This window comes from Adlercreutzia sp. ZJ473, assembly GCF_013185065.1.
Lineage (GTDB): Bacteria > Actinomycetota > Coriobacteriia > Coriobacteriales > Eggerthellaceae > CAAEEV01.
The window spans coordinates 1-17,739 of record NZ_JAAVTO010000051.1; the positions used below are offsets into that span (position 1 = coordinate 1).

Here is a 17,739-nt window from a genome sequence, read left to right on the forward strand (position 1 = left end):
GCTGCCGCTGGCGCCGCCGTCGCGCCCGCGCCTGAGGCGCACGCCGACGCCCCGCGCCCGCGCGACTACCAGCGCCCCCGCGCCGAGGGCCGCCCCAACCGCGATCGCAACGACCGCGCCGACCGCAACGACCGCGACCCGCGCGGCAACCGCAACGGCAAGGGCGGGAACCGCAACGACCGCAACGACCGCAGCAGCCGCGACAACCGCGACCGCAACGACCGCCGCCCGCGCCGCCAGCGCGACAACCGCGTCAACCGCGAGGTGGTCCCGAGCGTCACCAAGGAAGAGCTCGCGGAGCTCAAGGTGGCCGAGCTGCGCGCGAAGGCCGCCGAGCTCGGCGTCGACGGCACGGGCGTCAAGAAGGCCGAGCTCGTGGGCCTGGTGTACGACGCCGCGGTGAAGGCCGAGGGCTTCGTCGAGGTCACGGGCGTGCTCGACATCCTCGCCGACGGCTACGGCTTCCTGCGCGCCGCGGGCTACCTGCCCGGCGAGGGCGACGCCTACGTGGGCGCCTCCACCATCCGCCGCAACGGCCTGCGCAAGGGCGACCTCGTGGTGGGGCAGACCCGCCCCGCGCGCGAGAACGAGAAGTTCGCGGCCATCCAGAAGGTCATCTCCGTGAACGACATCCCCCTCGAGGAGCTGGGAGCTCGCCCGCACTTCAAGGACCTCACGCCGGTGTTCCCAGACGACCGCCTGCTCATGGAGCACGGCAAGAACACCATCACGGCGCGCGTGATCGACCTGGCCGCGCCCATCGGCAAGGGGCAGCGCGGCCTCATCGTGTCGCCGCCGAAGGCCGGCAAGACCACCGTGCTGAAGGACATCGCCGCCTCCATCACGGCCAACAACCCCGACGTGCACCTGATGTACCTGGGCATCGACGAGCGCCCGGAGGAAGCGACCGACATGGAGCGCTCCATCCGCGGCGAGGTCGTCTCCTCCACGTTCGACATGCCGTGCGAGAACCACATCGCCGTGGCCGAGCTCGTGATCGAGCGCGCGAAGCGCCTCGTAGAGATGGGCAAGGACGTGGTGATCCTGCTCGACTCCATCACGCGCCTGGCGCGCGCCTACAACCTGGCGCAGCCCGCCTCGGGCCGCATCCTCTCGGGCGGCGTCGACTCCACGGCGCTCTACCCGCCCAAGCGCTTCCTGGGCGCGGCGCGCAACATCGAGAACGGCGGCAGCCTCACCATCCTGGCCTCGGCGCTCATCGACACGGGCTCGAAGATGGACGAGGTCATCTTCGAGGAGTTCAAGGGCACGGGCAACATGGAGCTCAAGCTCGACCGCTACCTGGCCGACCGCCGCATCTTCCCGGCCATCGACCCGGTGTCGTCGGGCACGCGCAAGGAGGAGCTGCTGCTCGACGGGCAGGAGGCCCCGCTCATCTGGGCGGTTCGCAGGATCCTGGCGAACATGAACAACACCGAGCGCGCGATGGACATGCTGATCAAGTCCTTGAAGCAGACCGAGACCAACCAGGAGTTCCTCATCCGCACGGCGAAGAAGGCCCAGGGCAGCCACGGGAAGTCGGACGAGGGCTTCGAGTTCTAGGCTCAAGGAGGAGCCATGACCCAGCAGAACAACTGGCAGCAGGGCGTCTGGGGCGACGGGAGCACCCCGGCGCCCAACGCCTACGAGCAAACCTACAACGCCGCCGCGTCCGCGCAGGCGGGCGCAGCGGCCCCGGGGCAGGCCGCCCCGCAGGCCGCGCAGGCCGCGCAGACTCCGCAGGCCCAGGCCGCCCCGCAGGCCGCGGCGCCCCAGCCGGGCTTCGGCGCGTATCCTGGCGCGGCGTCCCAGCCCGCGTTCGCGCAGGCCGCCTACGCGCCGCAGCCGGCCCCGCCCGCGCCCGCTCCCAAGAAGGGCAAGGGCTGGATCGTCGCGCTCGTGGCGGTGGTCCTCTTCTTCGCGCTCATGTTCTTCGGGCTCGCGTCGTGCAACGCGGCCATGAGCACGGTGGCCAACCCCTTCGGCGCCTTGGGCGAGGACGTCTCCTCCGACTACGTCACCACGAACTCGGTGGGCATCATCGAGATCTCGGGCACCATCCAGTACGACGGGACCACCGCGAGCCCCGAGGGGCTCAAAGCGCAGCTCGACCGCGCGGAGGAGAACCCCTACATCAAGGCCGTGGTGCTGCGCGTCGACTCGGGCGGCGGCACGGCGACGGCGGGCGAGGAGATGGCCGCCTACGTGCGCGACTTCTCCAAGCCCGTGGTGGTCTCGAGCGCGTCGATGAACGCGAGCGCGGCCTACGAGATCTCGAGCCAGGCCGACTACATCTTCACGGCCAAGACCACCGCCATCGGCGCCATCGGCACGGCCATGCAGCTCACCGACATCTCGGAGCTGCTCGACAAGCTCGGCATCACGGTGGACAACATCACGTCGACGGAGTCGAAGGACTCGAGCTACGGCACGCGCGCCCTCACCGAGGACGAGCGCGCCTACTACCAGTCCATGGTCGACCAGATCAACGCGACGTTCGTGGAGACGGTGGCCGAGGGCCGCGGCATGACGGTCGACGAGGTGCGCGCGCTCGCCACGGGGCTCACCTTCACGGGCATGGACGCGGTCGAGAACGGCCTGGCCGACGAGATCGGCACGCTCGAGGACGCCGTCGCCAAGGCGGGCGACCTCGCGGGCTTCACGCAGTGCGACACGGTGTACCTGCGGCCGGGCGCGAGCGGTCTGAACGACCTGCTCGATCTGATGAGTGAGAGCCGCGGCAGCGCCGACGCGCGTGCGCTCGCCGCCGCTTTGGAGGAGATGGAAAACCATGTCGGATTTGAGAGATAACAAGCGCGTCAAGTGGCCTGCCCGCGCGGTCGTCACGGCGGGCATGCCGTACGGCAACAAGCCGCTGCACTTCGGCCACATCGGGGGCGTGTTCGTGCCCGCTGACGCGTTCGCGCGCTTCCTGCGCGACCGCATCGGGGCGGACAACGTGCGCTTCGTGTCGGGAACGGACTGCTTCGGCAGCCCCATCAACGAGGGCTACCGCAAGCTCGTCGAGGCGGGCGAGTTCGACGGCTCCATCGAGGAGTACGTCATGCGCAACCACGAGGCGCAGAAGTCCGTGCTCGAGGCGTACCACGTCAGCCTCGACATCTTCGACGGCTCGGGCATCGGGCACGCGGCCGACGTGCACCAGCGGGTCACGAACGCGTTCATCGAGCGCCTCTACGAGAACGGCTGGCTCAAGCGCACCTCCACGCTGCAGTTCTACGACGCCCAGGCCGAGACGTTCCTGAACGGCCGCCAGGTGGTCGGGCGCTGCCCCGTGCAGGGCTGCAAGTCCGAGCACGCCTACGCCGACGAGTGCGACCTGGGACACCAGTACGCGCCTGCCGACCTCATCGCGCCGATCTCGACGCTCTCTGACGCCGCGCCCGAGATGCGCCCGGTGGAGAACTGGTACTTCGACCTGCCGGCCTTCGCGGACTTCCTGCGCGCACACGCCGCCGACCTCGCGGCCGACCCCGAGGTGCGCCCCGTGGTGCCCCAGACCATCGCGGAGTTCCTGGCGCCGCCGGTGATCTTCGTGAAGAACGAGGCATATGAGGCGTACGAGGCCGTCGCCGACGAGCTGCCGCGGCACGCGTACCGCCCGGCGGAGAAGGGCAAGGCCAGCTTCGAGATCGAGTTCGAGTCCATCGCTGCGCGCGACGAGGCGCGCAGCGTGCTCGCGCGCGCGAACATCCGCTTCCGCACCTCCAAGACGCTCGTGCCCTTCCGCATCACGGGCAACATCGAGTGGGGCGTGCAGGCGCCGGTGATCGAGGGCGTCGAGGGCCTCACCGTGTGGTGCTGGCCCGAGTCGCTGTGGGCGCCCATCTCGTTCACCTGCGCGGTGAACGACGAGCGCGGCCTGCCGCGCGGCAGCTGGCGCGACTTCTGGTGCTCCGACGACGCGTGCGTGTACCAGTTCATCGGGCAGGACAACCTGTACTTCTACGGCGTGGCCCAGCCGGCGCTGTTCGAGGCGCTGCGCCCGGGCGGCCTGCTCGACGGCGGCGACGACGCGCTCGCGCTGCGCCAGACCACGCTCGTGGCCAACCACCACCTGCTGTTCGGCAAGACGAAGGCGTCCTCGTCGGGCAAGGTCAAGCCGCCCACGGGCGAGCAGCTCCTCGAGCACTACACGCCCGAGCAGCTGCGCGCGCACTTCCTCGCGCTCGGCCTCGACCAGAAGTCGGTCGGCTTCTCCCCGAAGCCCTTCGACCCCGACGAGGCCAAGCGGAGCGACCCGCGCGTGGCCGACCCGGCGCTCAAGGAGGGCGCGCTGCTCACCAACGTGTTCAACCGCCTCGCGCGCAGCTGCTTCTACGAGGCGCAGAAGAGCTGCGAGGGGTACCTGCCGCTCGGCCCGGTGACGCCGGAGGTGGGCGTGCGCGCCCGCCGCGCGCTGCGCAGCTACGACGAGCTCATGCACAAGGTGGAGCTGCACTCGGTGATGTCGCTCATGGACGAGTTCATCCGCTGGTCGAACAAGTACTGGGCCGACCAGATCAAGGCCGCCGACGCCGCCGGTGACGCGGACGCGCGCCGCCAGGTGCTCGTGGACTGCTTCTTCCTGCTGCGCGTCTGCACGCTCATGATGCACCCGATCGTGCCGGTGGGCTGCGAGAAGATCTGCGACTACCTGAGCTTCAGCTTCGACGAGTTCTTCAGCTGGAACTACGACTTCGACTCGAACGACGAGCTGTGCACCGCCGCCGAGATCGACGACGCCCGCCACCGCATCCAGGAGCTCCCCCCGCGCTTCGACTTCTTCAAGAAGCACGAGAGCCAGTACAAGTAGGCGAAGAGCAGGCGTGGGACGGGCGTGGGACGGGCGGAGGGCGCAGCCCGCCCCACGCCATTGAGCGGAGCGCCGCAGCCGCAGAGCCGAAGGCCTCAGCCGAGGGTATCGGCCGAAGGCCTTGCTGCGATCGGCGCGGTATTTTCCTGCAACCCCCTTGCAATGCGAGGGGGTTGTGCTATCTTAGACAGGCTGTGTAAACAGCAGGATTATCACACATGCTTGCGTGACCTGATCCGCCAGTGGCCACCTGAAAAAGGCTGCGGACGCAGGGTTGACCGCAGGCAGAGGACTAACGAATGGAGAAGAGACATGACGAAAGTCAGCATTTCCACGCTGCTTGACGCAGGCAGCCACTTCGGTCACCAGACCCGCCGCTGGAACCCCAAGATGAAGCCCTACATCTTCGGCAGCCGCGGCGACATCTACATCATCGACCTCAAGCAGACCCTCATCGGCCTCGACAAGGCGTACACCTTCGTGTCCGAGCTCACCCGCAAGGGCGGCACCGTGCTGTTCGTGGGCACCAAGAAGCAGGCCCAGGAGGCCGTGGCCGACGCGGCGAACCGCTGCGGCATGCCGTACGTGAACGCCCGCTGGCTCGGCGGCATGCTCACGAACTTCGTGACCATCCGCACCCGCGTGGAGCGCATGGAGGAGCTCGAGGCCATGGACGCCGACGGCCGCATGGCGCTGCTGCCGAAGAAGGAGCAGATCCTGCTGCACAAGGAGCTCGGCAAGCTGCAGACCAACCTCAACGGCATCCGCAACATGAAGCGCGTCCCCGACGCCGTCTTCGTGATCGACACCAACCGCGAGGAGATCGCCATCCACGAGGCCAAGCGCCTGAACATCCCCGTGGTGGGCACGCTTGACACCAACTGCGACCCGGACGACGTCGAGTACGGCATCCCGGCCAACGACGACGCCATCCGCTCGGTGCGCCTGCTGGCCGACTTCATCGCCGACGCCGTGATCGCGGGCACCGGCGCTGACGTGACCGCCGCCGAGATGGCGGGCGAGGCCGCGCCCGAGGCCGCCGAGGCTGAGGCCCCCGTCGCCGAGGCTGCTGCCGAGTAAGCTGCTTCGCTTGGAACAGCGCGCGCGGGGCTCATCGGCGAGCTCCGCGCGCTTCCCGAAAACCACCCCTTCCCACAGAAAGGAATTCCCATGGCTGCTATCACCGCTTCTATGGTCAAAGAGCTTCGTGAGATGACCGGCGCTGGCATGATGGAGTGCAAGAAGGCCCTCACCGAGGCCGAGGGCGACATGGACAAGGCCGTCGACGTGCTGCGCACCCGCGGCCTGGCTGCCGTCGCCAAGAAGGCCGGCCGCGCCACCAACGAGGGCACCGTCATGGCGCTCGTGAACGACGCGTGCACCTGCGGCGCCGTGGTCGAGCTCAACTGCGAGACCGACTTCGTGGGCATGAACGAGAAGTTCAAGGCCTACGCCGAGAAGATCGCCACCGCGGCGCTCGCCGCCAAGCCGGCCGACGTCGAGGCCCTGAAGGCCGCCGAGATCGACGGCGAGACGGTCGAGGCCGTCGTCACCGACTGCATCCACGTGATGGGCGAGAACACCCAGCTCGCGCGCGTTGCCGTGGCCGAGGGCGCGGGCGTGTCCTCCTACATCCACGGCGGCGGCAAGATCGGCGTGCTCGTGGCCTTCGACGTCGAGGGCATCGACCCCGCCTCCGCTGACTTCCAGAAGTGCGGCCGCGACGTGGCCATGCAGGTGGCCGCCGTCAACCCCGTCTCCGCCACGCGCGAGGACGTGCCGGCTGACGTGGCCGAGCACGAGATGGCCATCTACAAGGCTCAGGCCGCCGAGTCCGGCAAGCCCGAGAACATCCAGGAGAAGATCGCCATGGGCCGCATGGAGAAGTTCTACAAGGAGAACTGCCTCGCTGAGCAGGACTTCGTGAAGAACCCCGACCAGACGGTCGCCGACTACGTCAACGAGTGCGCCAAGGTCCTCGGCGGCACGATCGCCATCAAGGGCTTCACCCGCTTCGCCCTCGGCGAGTAGCCGACAGCGCAAGCGCCCGCGCGGGCGCTCGGATGAAGTCACATAGCCTGAAGGGGCTGTAGCAGAAGCCCCCTCAACAAGAAGCCCGCCGCAACATGTGGTGGGCTTCTTGCATTCTGGGGTCGTGACCCTGTCCACCGCGCGAAGCGCGGCGGACAGGCAGCCACCCTGGAATGCGGGTGCGCGTCGAAGGCTTCGCCCCTGCGGGCGGCGACCGCCGATCGGGTCCATGATGCGGCTGTTCGGGACTCCTGTTGCAGCCGCTTTTTCCAACTCGCAACGGGGGCAATGAAACGGGGCAAACCGCTTCCCAGGCCGCCCCATCCGGGCCGCCTCGTCCGCCCTGGGCCCTTGGGGTCGAAACACCGACAACGCCCTCTTTGCAGCCACCATTCTGGAAAGCTGGATGGAAAACGCCCGTTATCGGCGATTCGAGCCCCGAAAACCACCGACAACGGCGCTTTCGCATCCACTTTCCCCGAGAAATCGCCGATAACGGCCTCGTTTCATCCAGAATCACTCGGGGCGCTTTCGATCGCGCTGAAGACGAAGTTGTTGAACGTGAACGCCGTGTAAAGGCTGAACATCAATCGTCAACTTGAACTTCGCGTTATCCATGATGGTCGCTACAGTTCCCTCCTCAGCTTCTTCGCCTCGCTCTCGGTGGTGGCCATCCCGAGGTAGGCGAGGCCGTAGAGCTCGCAGAACTTCTTGATGGAGTACTCGCCGGCCTCGATCATCCAAGGAGCAGGTGCAGCGCCTTGGTAGAGGAGGGCCAGGCGCTTTCCCCTGAAGCGGCGGTGGTCGAGCGCCCCGTAGAGGCGGTCGAGCAGAGTGCGAACCAAGCCGCTCAGGTTGTGCCAGTATACCGGCGACCCGATGACGATGGTGTCTGCGCCGTCCATGGCGGCGAGCACTTCGTCGAGCTGGTCGTCGCCGAAGCGCTGACCGTATCCGTAGACCTTGTAGTCTACGAGGTTCAACGTGTCATGCGCGGTTCCTTCGAGGAGGGCTTTGGCCAACCGTGCCGTGTTCCCGCTCCTGTTGGGGCTTCCGTTTATGAAGAGCGTGGTCATCTTCGTCCTTTCGGCATGCGATCGATTCGAGATGAACGGATTACTGATACTTCACCTCGTAGGTGTCGCGCGTGTCGTTGAGGGCCCAGAAAGCCTCTGCGATGTTGTCGGCTGCAAAGTGCTCGTCGCCGCCGATGGTTCCGCAGACCATGACGGTTCCAACGTAGATGCCCCTGTCTGCGAGCTCCTGGTTCTTCTCAAGCGCGAGGTTGCGGAGCGCGGCCTTGTCCATGGAGAGAGCCACGAAGCCCGGATACGGCGATTCCGCGAAACCGCCTCCGGTGAGGATGACGGAGCCCTGGTTCTCGGCGAACCCAGGAGTGGCGAACTTCTGGATCGTTTCGTAGGCGCCTGCCACGTCGGCCGCAAAGTGCCTCATGACGTCTTCCGCAGTGAGCGGCTCCTCATCGAAAGAGGTGATGCCGACGTTGTACACCACCACGTCCGGATCGCCGTGATCTGCGTGGATCCGGTCTATCGCCTCGTCGTAGCCCTTGATGTCGGTGACGTCGGCGGCATATGCCGAAGCAGGTATCCGGAGCTCCTCGAACTCCTTCTTGTACGCATCGAGGCTCTCCTGGCTCCTCGATACGAGCACGACCTCGTATCCTTCTTTGCCGAATCGCCTCGCGACGGCGTTGCCGAGGCCGGGACCTGCGCCGATAACCACGATCTTCCTTGTCATAGCTGAGCTCCTTCTTCTCGAGGACAGACCTTCCATCCAAAGCGACCAATCAAGTGACTAGTCAAATCTAGTCTTTACGCAGCGCGCGGGGAATGGTTCAATAGGTTAAATGGCTTTAACCTATGGTTAACATATTCGACATCAGGAGACTGGCGATGCTCAATCGGCGGATAGGCACATTCATAGTTGTCGCGGAATCCGGCAGCTTCTCGCTTGCGGCCAAGCAGCTCTTCGTCTCCGCCGTGTCAGTCAAGAAGCAGATGGACTCTCTTGAGGCCGAGGTGGGGGTCAAGCTCTTCCACAGGACGAACCGCGGAGTCGGGCTGACGGACGCTGGGAGGATCCTCTTGGATGCTGCGAAGAGGATGCGGCAGATGTCCGATTCGACGCTTCGTGAGATGAGGAGAGCGTCTGAAGCGGAAAAGCCCATGGTCAAGGTCGGGACGTCGCTCTTGCGCCCCTGCTCGCGCCTTCTTGACATCTGGTCCCGAAACGACATGGACGCGGATTACGGGATAGAGATCGTCTCGTTCGATGACGGGACGGAGCTGGACTCCGTGATAGGGGAGCTGGGCTCGCGAATCGACTGCTTTCTGGGGCCGTGCGACGCGCCTGCATGGCATGAGATGTGCAACGTGCTCAAGCTCGGCTTCTACGAATGCAAGATCGCGGTGCCGAGGAGCCATTCGCTCGCGTGCGAGTCCGCCTTAACCTGGGATGACCTCAGCGGCCAGTCCCTCATGCTCGTGAAGCCCGGCTCGTCGCCGGTGCTGGACTCCATACGCTCCGAGATCGAAAGCCATCACCCGGGCATCGAGATCGTTGACACGCCGAGCTTCTACAGCATCGACACCTTCAACGAGTGCGAGCGCAGGTCCATCCTCCTCGAGACGCTCGACGCTTGGGACAACGTGCACCCCGGCTTCGTCTCGATTCCCATGGACTGGTCCTATCGCGTGCCGTTCGGACTGCTCTACTCCAAGGATCCCTCGCCTGAGATGGAGCGATTTGCGAGCGGGCTAAGCGACGCTCGCCGGACTTCTTTGTGACCGCGGCTCCTTCATGGGTCAAAACCGAGGAGAAGCACCTGCTCAGAGCAGGTGATGCCAATTGCCGCGCGGGCCGCGCGCCCCGCGAGCATTTCCCGGCAGCGCTTCCCGACCGCGTGCCCCGCGAGCGCTTCCCGACAGCATGCATCGTGAGCATTTCCCGGCGGCGCTTCTCCGTGCTTCGATGCGTCAGAGCAGGAGAGCCAGGCACACGACAGCGGCGACCGTAATCATCAGAGCTCTCAGGCTCCCTTTGAGACGGGTCGGAATGTCGAGGTCCTTGAGCAATGACTTGGCGCCCACAAGGCAGTGCCAGGTCAGCAACGCGACGACAACGAGCAGGAAGCACCGTGCCTCGGGCGCTCTGCCTGTCAGGCCCGCTGCCATATGGATCAGCGCGGCGGCAAGCAGCATCCCGCCGCTTGCCCATTTGAGAACGAGGTGCATTCTCTTGCGTCTGCTGGGCGGTCGCTGCCTGTCCGTCAGCATCGAACGGCTCGTTGCCGCCGAAAGCCCGATATGGGCGCCGGCCACGCCCACGGCAACCCACACCACCCATGCCAGGTGATCCGAGAATCCGAAACGGAGCCAAAGCGTGCCCACGATTGCATGCAGGAAGAATGCCGCGACGAGCATCGCGGCAGCTAGTCCGTTCACCCTGCGGAGCCTCATGCGAAAGAACCTCGCAGAGCTTCGGAAAACGCGGAAGGCAAGGGGCTTCGCTGTTGAGTCAGGTGACGCATGCCGCTTGCCGCTCCTCGTTTCATGGTCCAGTCTCCTCGTATTTCAAGGGAAACTATATCATCCATATCTAAGGATAACCAATCGACGCGGTAGAATCTGCTCGGCTTCGCGGCGGTTCGTCGCATTTCGTCACAGATCGCGGGATTCCCAAAGCACAACGTCGCTGGTAGAGGAGGCTGACGAGAGACAACGAGGCGGAACCGCTTTCGCGACTCCGCCTTGCAAAACCTCGAAGGTTTTTCTATCTGGTTGCATTATATATCCCGCAGCATTCACGCAAAACGCCTGGAAGGCGGCGCATGGCACGAAGCGTGCCGCCGGCGTGACGAAGCGTGTCACCGATGTGACGAAGCGTGCCGCCGACGTGACGTCGCGGCTCTTTCCGGACCCGCCAACGCCTCCTACCTTCGGTCTCGCATCAAGGCGAGACGAAGGGACGTGGTGCGCATGCAAAACGCAAAACAGGGAAGAAGAGAGCTTCTCGCAGGGTTGGCGCTGCTGGCCGCCTTCGCGCTCTGGACCGCGCTGGTCCAATGCGTGGACGTGCGGCCTGTCGGCCAGAACGGGACGGACGTCGGCTTTGCGACGCTCAATGTGTGGTTTCACGAGCTGACGGGCGTGCACTGGGGAGTTTACCTGGTCACGGACTGGCTCGGCCTCGTGCCGATCGCGGTCTGCCTGGGGTTCGGGGCGCTGGGCGCCGTGCAGCTGGTCAGGCGCAGGAGCCTGCTTCGGGTGGACGCGGACCTCCTTCTGCTCGGCGTCTATTACGTCCTCGTCATCCTCGGGTACCTGGTCTTCGAGATGATCCCGATCAACTACCGCCCCATACCCATAGACGGGATGATGGAAGCGTCGTATCCTTCTTCTACGACGCTTCTGGTCCTGAGCGTCATGCCGACGCTGAAGTACCAGGCCGATCGCAGGGTGAAGAGCCCCGCCCTCAGGGGCGCCGTGACGGCGTTCGTGGCCGTGTTCTCGGCGCTCATGGTGCTCGGGAGGCTGGTTTCGGGCGTCCACTGGGCGACGGACATCGTCGGGGCCGTCCTGCTGGCGGCCGGGCTGCTCATGATGTACCGGTCGGCCGTCGCATGCGCAGATCGCAGAAGGGGCAAGCCGGAGGAGGAGGAACGGAGATGGAGTTTGGCGAGAAGCTGCAGGAGCTGAGGAAGGCGCGCTCGCTCACGCAGGAGGAGCTCGCCTGCGCCCTCTACGTCTCCAGGACGGCGGTGTCGAAATGGGAGTCCGGCAGGGGCTACCCGAGCATCGACTCGCTCAAGGAGCTCTCCCGGTTCTTCGGCGTGTCGATAGACGAGCTCATATGCCCGGACGAGATCATCGTGGCGGCGGAGGAGGAGAAGAGGGAGCTTGCCGGCAGGTACCGTTCGCGCATCTGCGGCGCGCTCGACGTGCTCCTCGTCGTGCTTCTGCTCATACCCGCCTTCGGCAACGGCGCGGACTCCACCGCCGCTGTGGCGTTGATCGGCCTGACCGGCGTCAGCTTCTGGCTGAAAGCCGTGTTCGCGGCGCTCATCTGCGCCACGGCTCTGGAGGGCGCGCTCGGGCTGCTCGCGTCCAACCTGGGCAAGCCGACGTGGAGCAGGCGCCTGCTCGCGGCGGGCATGGTCCTCTCCATCGCGAGCGTCGTGGTGTTCATCGCTTCCAGGCAGCCGTATGCGGGGATCATCTGCTTCGCCCTCCTCGTGGCCAAGGGCTTCTTCATCTCCCAGGGGAAGTAGGCCGGCGCTGACGTACGTTCATTTGCGCACTGGAATCAGGCGTGTCGTCGTAGGGGGTGCCCTCTTCGACGAGCTCTGGGAGTTTGCCGAAGAGCTGAAGAAGGTGGTCGCCGCGCCGGGTGCGCTTTCCGTTTGCGCCCGTAGCTGACCTGCGCTTTGCAACTGACGGGCGCCGAGAGGGCGTGAAAAAGCAGCCTGCGGTTGGTGGATCGGGGCGGACCCTCGGCGTATCGTCAAGCCAGTCCTCATATCCGACAGACGCCGACCTCATCTGTCGCGCCACCCGTCGCCCTGCTGCTTCGCCGCGTGAGAGCGCGCGGGCGCGCCTGCGGACGTATAATGGGGTGACGCCGACGAAAGGAACCGCGTCCATGAGCTTTCGCGACAACCTGCGGCACCTGCGCGCCGCGCATGGCATGACCCAGGAGCAGCTCGCCGTGCTCCTCGGCGTGAGCCGCCAGTCAGTCACCAAGTGGGAGTCCGAGCGCGCCTATCCCGAGATGGACAAGCTGCTAAGCCTGTGTCAGATCTTCGGCTGCTCGCTTGATGATCTGGTGCGGGGCGATCTCGTCGCCGTCGCGCCGCTGGCGCTCTCAGACGCCGCTATGCCCGCTCCTGTCGACGCCGACGAGCGCAGCGAGCCGCCCGCTCCGCGCCGCCGGGGCAGGCGCATGGGCATGACCTGCGGCGCCATCGTGCTCGCGTCCACTGCGCTCGCACTCGGCATGCTGCTCGCGCCGTTCGCCATGGGCGCCGCTCCCAGCCACGCTTGGGGCGAGGCCGGCGTCGTCTTCGCAGCGTTCTGCCTCAGGTTCTTCTGGCTTCCCTGGGTCCTGGGCGCCGCGGCCTGCACCGTAACGGTCCTCTTCGCGCATTCTGCCGAAAGTCGATAGACGGCAGGCGAGGAGAAGGACTTGACGCCTCAGGAAGAGAGCCAGCAGCCGAAGGAGGAAGGGTCCCAGGAAAAGGAAGACTCCGGGAAGACTCCGCCCTGCCTGCTGAGCGTCTCGGCCGTGCTATACTCTGCAGCGACGGGAGGTGCTTTGACATGGAAGTCGTGTATACGTTCGATGATCTTCAGAGCTTGGTCAAGCCCATACTCGACCGCTATGGCGCCGAGTCTGCCCTGCTCTTCGGCTCATATGCGCGCAACGAGGCGACTCCTGAGTCTGACATCGACCTCCTCGTGAGGGGAGGCGAGCGGTTCGTGCCGACGAACATCTTCGCCATAGCCGACGACCTCTACAACGCGTCGGGCAAGCGCGTCGACGTCTACGAGGAGTCGGAGATACGCGAGGGCTCTGACCTGATGAAGCGCATCCACGCCGATGCGCGGGTGATCGCATGACCCCGTCCGACCTGCGAAAGGTCAAGCGCATCCTCTCCTTCGCAGACGATCTGCATGCCATGATGGAGGAGAGGGGCATTACGCGCGAGCTGGTCGAATCGGATCAGTTCGTTCAGTGGGCGGTTACCACGCCGCTCTACAACATCGGCGAGTACGTGTCGCATCTCTCGAAGGAGACGAGGGAGGCTCATCCCGACATCCCTTGGTCGAAGGTTGCGGGTCTTCGCCATCGCCTCGTGCATGACTACGAGAACACCAAGTGGGACATCGTGACTCAAGTGCTCTTCGACGAGCTCTGGGAGTTTGCCGATCAGCTGAGGAAGCTCGTGGCCAGCGTCGAGCAGGATGAGGCTGATCTCGACGACACTCCCGCCACTCCTTCTTCGCCTCGACTCTAAAACCATGTCTTGGCAATCAACCAGGAGGAGCTCGCCTGCGCGCTCTACGTCTCCATGACGGCGGTGTCGAAGTGGGAGTACGGCAGGGGCTGCCTGACCTCTGATATAGAAAGCTTGAGGTCTTGAGGCGCGCGAGCGCGCGGGGGCGGCGGGATTTCCTATAATAGACGCGTTATCGAGAACGAATGACCTGCCGCGGGGCGCCGGGGGGAGCGGGCTTGCGCTCGCCGGGTGCGCGCGGCTTGTCCTTAAGGATAGACATGACCTCAGAAATCATCATCGTGCGCGGCAACAACACGCTTGCCGGCGACGTGAGCGTCGCGGGCGCGAAGAACTCGGCGCTCAAGCTGATGGCGGCGTCGCTGCTCGGACAGGGCGTCACCACCCTGCACAACGTGCCGCTCATCTCGGACATCAGCCTCATGGGCGAGGTGCTCAAGCGCCTCGGCGCCACCGTCGAGCGCCGCGGGCACGACCTCGTCATCGACACGCAGCCCGTCGACTCGTGCGAGACGCCCTACGAGCTCGTCTCGAAGATGCGCGCGAGCATCTCGGTGCTCGGGCCGCTCATCGGACGGTTCGGCGAGGCGCACGTGGCCATGCCCGGCGGCTGCCAGATCGGCGCGCGCAAGATCGACATGCACCTCGTGGGGCTCGAGGCCCTCGGCGTCGAGTTCAGCATCGACCACGGCGTGCTCGTGGCGCGCACGCCGAACGGCCTTGTCGGCACGCACGTGATGCTCGAGTTCCCCAGCGTCGGCGCCACCGAGAACCTGCTGATGGCGGCCGTGGTGGCCGACGGCGCCACGTATCTGGAGAACGCGGCGTGCGAGCCGGAGATCGAGGATTTGGCCTGCATGCTCAACACCATGGGCGCGCGCGTGAGCGGCGCGGGCACCTCGCACATCGAGATCCAGGGCGTGCCGCTCGCCGACCTGCACCCCTGCGAGCACACCACGGTGGGCGACCGCATCGAGGCGGGCACCTTCCTCGCGGGCGGCGCGCTCACGGGCGGCCCCGTCACGGCGCACGGCATCAACCCGGCGTATCTGCGCATGGCCATCATGAAGCTGCGCGCCATGGGGTGCGAGGTCGAGACGGGCGAGGACTGGGTGCGCGTGAGCCGCGCGGGCGACCTGGTGTGCGCCGACATCCAGACGCTGCCGCACCCGGGCTTCCCCACCGACCTCCAGGCGCAGTTCATGCTGCTTGCGGCGCTGGCCGAGGGCACGTCGGTCATCACCGAGAACGTGTTCGAGAACCGCTTCATGTTCGCCGCCGAGCTCATGCGCATGGGCGCCGACATCACCATCGACGACCACCACGCGCTCATCCGCGGCGTGGCGGGCCTGCAGGGCGCCCCGGTGTCCTCGACCGACCTGCGCGCCGGCGCGGCGCTCGTGCTCGCGGGCATCGTGGCCGACGGCGAGACGCGCGTCCACCGCATCGAGCACATCGACCGCGGCTACGAGGACTACGTGGGCAAGCTCGCCAGCCTCGGCGCCGACGTCGAGCGCGTCCCTGACGGCTCCGCGCGTTAGGACGTCCATGCTCGGCAGGAAGAAGGGCTTCAGCGCCTCCCAGTCCAAGCGCATGTCGAAGCGCATGCAGTCGTCGACCGTGGGCTCGCACGTGGTGCGCGACGCGCCCGCGCGCCGCGGCAAGCACGCGCCGTCGAACGCGTCGAGCGTCGACTTCGCGAACATGCGCCGCGCGAACAAGGCCACGCGCGGGTACGTGAGCCACGTGGGCACCTCGGCGCAGAGCGGCGAGAGCGACAGCGCCTACTCGCGGCGCGTGTCGCGCCTGGGCTACGTGCAGGAGATCCAGCGCAAGGCGCGCCATCGGCGCATCCTGTTCTTCGCGCTCGTGGCGGTGCTCGTGGTGGCCGTGGCCGCGGGCGTGGGTGCCTACACCTACTTCAGCTCGTCTGACTCCAAGCTGGCGCTCGGCTCCTCGAACGCCAAGGAGGCGCTCATCGCCCCCGCGGAGGGCGAGCCCTACTACGTGCTGTGCGCCGCCGAGCTCGGAAGCGCGGCGAAGGCGCGCGGCGCGGCCACCGACGCGTACCTGCTCGTGCGCGTCGACGAGGGCGCGCGCGTCTTGAGCTTCGCGTCCATCCCCGCCAACCTCGACATGCGCCTGTCCGACGGCAAGGACCATCCGCTCTACGACGCGCGCGGGCTGGGGGGCGACGCCGAGCTCATCAGGCAGGTGGCCAAGCTCGCCGAGGTGGACGTCGCGCACTTCGCGGCTACCGACGAAGAGGGCCTGTCCGGCATGGTCGACGCCGTGGGCGGCGTCGCGCTCACGCTCGCCGAGGAGGTCGACGACCCGCGCGCGGGCACGGTCGTCCTGCCGGCGGGCGAGCAGACCCTCGGCGGCGACGAGGCGCTCGTGTACCTGCGCGCCCTGAACTTCTCGGGCGGCTTCGACGCGGCCTCGGCCAACCGCGTCGCCTTCACGCTCGCGCTCGCGCAGCGCGCGCTGGCCTCCGAGGGCCTGAGCTTCGCGTCGCTCGTGGGCGAGGCGGGCGACTACCTGAGCTGCGACTTCACGTCGAGCCAGCTCATCGCGCTCGGCGATGCCCTGCGCCCGCTCGACCAGGTGACGACCTACGTCTGCGCGCTCCCCGGCTACGCGACGGACGCGGCCGAGCCGCTGTTCGAGTACTACGAGGACGAGTGGGCCGACATGCTCGCGCGCTTCAAGGCGGGGGAGGACCCGGCGATCGTCGACAGCTCGGCTGCGGGCGTGAACCCGGCCGAGGTCACCGTCGAGGTGCGCAACGGCGCGGGCACCACGGGCGCGGCAGGGCGCCTCGGCGAGATGCTCGCCTCCGCGGGCTTCAAGGTCGAGGGCACCGGCAACGTCGACGACGGCACCGTCTACCCCGAGACGTTCGTCATCTACAAGGACGGGGCCTACGAGGGCGCCGCCAAGGCCGTCGCGCGCGCCGCGAGCGGCGGGCGCGTCATCAACGGCGGCGACTTCTACACCTTCGACACCAACGTGCTGGTCATCATCGGGAAGGACTGGATGCCCGTCTCGTGACGGACGGGGTTTCTCGCGGCCGCGCGCGGCGGCGTCGGCTATGATAGAATGCGTTCGAAGAAAACATCCCAGATAAGGAGTTCATCATGGTAGAGAAGTCTGACGTCGCAGCGGTGCTCGAGCTCATCCGCCCCAGCCTCCAGGCTGACGGCGGCGACGTGCGGCTCGTCGACGTGTCCGAGGACGGCGTCGTCACCGTCGAGCTGCAGGGCGCGTGCAAGGGCTGCCCCATGTCGCAGATGACGCTGGCCAACGGCGTCGAGCGCATCCTGAAGGAGCGCGTGCCGGGCGTGGCGAAGGTCGTTCCGGCCGACCTGGCGTAAACGCGCGCCTGAGCAAGCAAGGGGCGGGCCTGGCGGCTCGCCCCTTTTCATGCGCGCGAGAAGGCGCGCCCTTCGACTGTGGTCTCACGAGGGAGAGGAGGAGCACTCATGGAGAGGTGCTGGGAGCGTCGCGGATGCGACGACGAGATGCGGGGGCGCTGTCCCCATAACATACCGGGCGAGCCGTGCCCGGCCGACTGCCACTTCGCCGCTTGCCAGCGCAAGACGCACGTGGTGTGCGACGACTTCGACCTGCTGCTCAACCCCGACCGCGACTACGACGCCGCCGTCAAGGAGATCTGCCGCTTCTGCGAGCACTTCCTCGCGCACGGCCCCTCCATGGCCGAGCGCCCCGCCGACTTCAAGCGCCAGGGCAACCCCAACCGCTTCCTGCTCTAGGGCGGGGCGCGCCGCTCCGGGGGCTGCGGCGCCCGTCGCGCGCGGGACGGGCGTGAGGCCCCGCGCGCTGCGGGCCG

At 66.7% G+C, this 17,739-nt stretch carries 18 protein-coding genes; 15 read left to right on the forward strand and 3 right to left on the reverse strand.

Features of this window, described 5'->3' with window-relative positions; genetic code table 11:
* The 5 genes from rho to tsf all read left to right on the forward strand — a co-directional run.
* On the forward strand, positions 1-1,563 hold a 1,563-nt coding region (rho, locus tag HRL41_RS09590), incomplete at its 5' end, for a transcription termination factor Rho (protein WP_253904832.1).
* A gap of 15 nt (positions 1,564-1,578) precedes the next feature.
* Positions 1,579-2,811, forward strand: a complete 1,233-nt coding sequence (gene sppA / locus HRL41_RS09595) for a signal peptide peptidase SppA (RefSeq protein WP_172136728.1) — start codon at positions 1,579-1,581, stop codon at positions 2,809-2,811.
* Positions 2,792-4,816: a class I tRNA ligase family protein gene (locus tag HRL41_RS09600; protein ID WP_172136730.1), complete on the forward strand. Its 2,025-nt coding sequence runs from the start codon at positions 2,792-2,794 to the stop codon at positions 4,814-4,816. The genes sppA and HRL41_RS09600 overlap by 20 nt, the downstream gene beginning before the upstream one ends.
* A 312-nt stretch (positions 4,817-5,128) precedes the next feature.
* A complete protein-coding gene (rpsB, locus tag HRL41_RS09605) occupies positions 5,129-5,896 on the forward strand; it encodes a 30S ribosomal protein S2 (RefSeq protein WP_165173943.1) in 768 nt (255 codons plus the stop codon).
* A gap of 90 nt (positions 5,897-5,986) precedes the next feature.
* On the forward strand, positions 5,987-6,847 hold the full coding sequence (gene tsf / locus HRL41_RS09610) for a translation elongation factor Ts (RefSeq protein ID WP_172136732.1): 861 nt from the start codon (positions 5,987-5,989) through the stop codon (positions 6,845-6,847).
* A 626-nt stretch (positions 6,848-7,473) separates the two neighbouring features.
* On the opposite strand, the gene HRL41_RS09615 is transcribed toward tsf, so the two are convergent.
* The gene (locus HRL41_RS09615) at positions 7,474-7,923 is read right to left on the reverse strand and encodes a flavodoxin family protein (RefSeq protein ID WP_165173675.1); all 450 of its coding nucleotides are present in this window, start codon (positions 7,921-7,923) and stop codon (positions 7,474-7,476) included.
* Positions 7,924-7,963: 40 nt separating this feature from the next.
* Positions 7,964-8,608, reverse strand: a complete 645-nt coding sequence (locus tag HRL41_RS09620) for an SDR family oxidoreductase (RefSeq protein WP_172136734.1) — start codon at positions 8,606-8,608, stop codon at positions 7,964-7,966.
* A gap of 122 nt (positions 8,609-8,730) precedes the next feature.
* On the opposite strand from HRL41_RS09620, the gene HRL41_RS09625 reads away from it, so the two are divergent.
* Positions 8,731-9,657, forward strand: a complete 927-nt coding sequence (locus HRL41_RS09625; protein ID WP_172136736.1) for a LysR family transcriptional regulator — start codon at positions 8,731-8,733, stop codon at positions 9,655-9,657.
* A 189-nt stretch (positions 9,658-9,846) separates the two neighbouring features.
* On the opposite strand, the gene HRL41_RS09630 is transcribed toward HRL41_RS09625, so the two are convergent.
* Positions 9,847-10,293: a hypothetical protein gene (locus HRL41_RS09630; protein WP_172136738.1), complete on the reverse strand. Its 447-nt coding sequence runs from the start codon at positions 10,291-10,293 to the stop codon at positions 9,847-9,849.
* A gap of 555 nt (positions 10,294-10,848) precedes the next feature.
* Here HRL41_RS09630 and HRL41_RS09635 point away from each other — a divergent pair.
* The 9 genes from HRL41_RS09635 to HRL41_RS09675 all read left to right on the forward strand — a co-directional run bounded on the left by HRL41_RS09635 (position 10,849) and on the right by HRL41_RS09675 (position 17,662).
* Entirely contained in the window at positions 10,849-11,568 is a 720-nt protein-coding gene (locus HRL41_RS09635; protein ID WP_172136747.1) for a phosphatase PAP2 family protein, read from the forward strand.
* The gene (locus HRL41_RS09640) at positions 11,538-12,140 is read left to right on the forward strand and encodes a helix-turn-helix domain-containing protein (RefSeq protein ID WP_172136749.1); all 603 of its coding nucleotides are present in this window, start codon (positions 11,538-11,540) and stop codon (positions 12,138-12,140) included. The genes HRL41_RS09635 and HRL41_RS09640 overlap by 31 nt, the downstream gene beginning before the upstream one ends.
* A gap of 371 nt (positions 12,141-12,511) precedes the next feature.
* A complete protein-coding gene (locus HRL41_RS12215; protein WP_253904833.1) occupies positions 12,512-13,033 on the forward strand; it encodes a helix-turn-helix transcriptional regulator in 522 nt (173 codons plus the stop codon).
* A 155-nt stretch (positions 13,034-13,188) separates the two neighbouring features.
* A complete protein-coding gene (locus tag HRL41_RS09650) occupies positions 13,189-13,488 on the forward strand; it encodes a nucleotidyltransferase family protein (RefSeq protein ID WP_172136751.1) in 300 nt (99 codons plus the stop codon).
* A complete protein-coding gene (locus HRL41_RS09655; protein WP_172136753.1) occupies positions 13,485-13,886 on the forward strand; it encodes a DUF86 domain-containing protein in 402 nt (133 codons plus the stop codon). Before HRL41_RS09650 ends, HRL41_RS09655 begins: the two co-directional genes overlap by 4 nt.
* Before the next feature lie 260 nt (positions 13,887-14,146).
* The gene (murA, locus tag HRL41_RS09660) at positions 14,147-15,427 is read left to right on the forward strand and encodes a UDP-N-acetylglucosamine 1-carboxyvinyltransferase (protein ID WP_172136755.1); all 1,281 of its coding nucleotides are present in this window, start codon (positions 14,147-14,149) and stop codon (positions 15,425-15,427) included.
* Positions 15,428-15,434: 7 nt separating this feature from the next.
* The gene (locus HRL41_RS09665; RefSeq protein ID WP_172136757.1) at positions 15,435-16,940 is read left to right on the forward strand and encodes an LCP family protein; all 1,506 of its coding nucleotides are present in this window, start codon (positions 15,435-15,437) and stop codon (positions 16,938-16,940) included.
* An 86-nt stretch (positions 16,941-17,026) separates the two neighbouring features.
* Positions 17,027-17,263, forward strand: a complete 237-nt coding sequence (locus HRL41_RS09670) for a NifU family protein (protein ID WP_165174122.1) — start codon at positions 17,027-17,029, stop codon at positions 17,261-17,263.
* Positions 17,264-17,371: 108 nt separating this feature from the next.
* A complete protein-coding gene (locus tag HRL41_RS09675) occupies positions 17,372-17,662 on the forward strand; it encodes a hypothetical protein (protein ID WP_165174120.1) in 291 nt (96 codons plus the stop codon).
* Positions 17,663-17,739 lie beyond the last annotated feature (77 nt).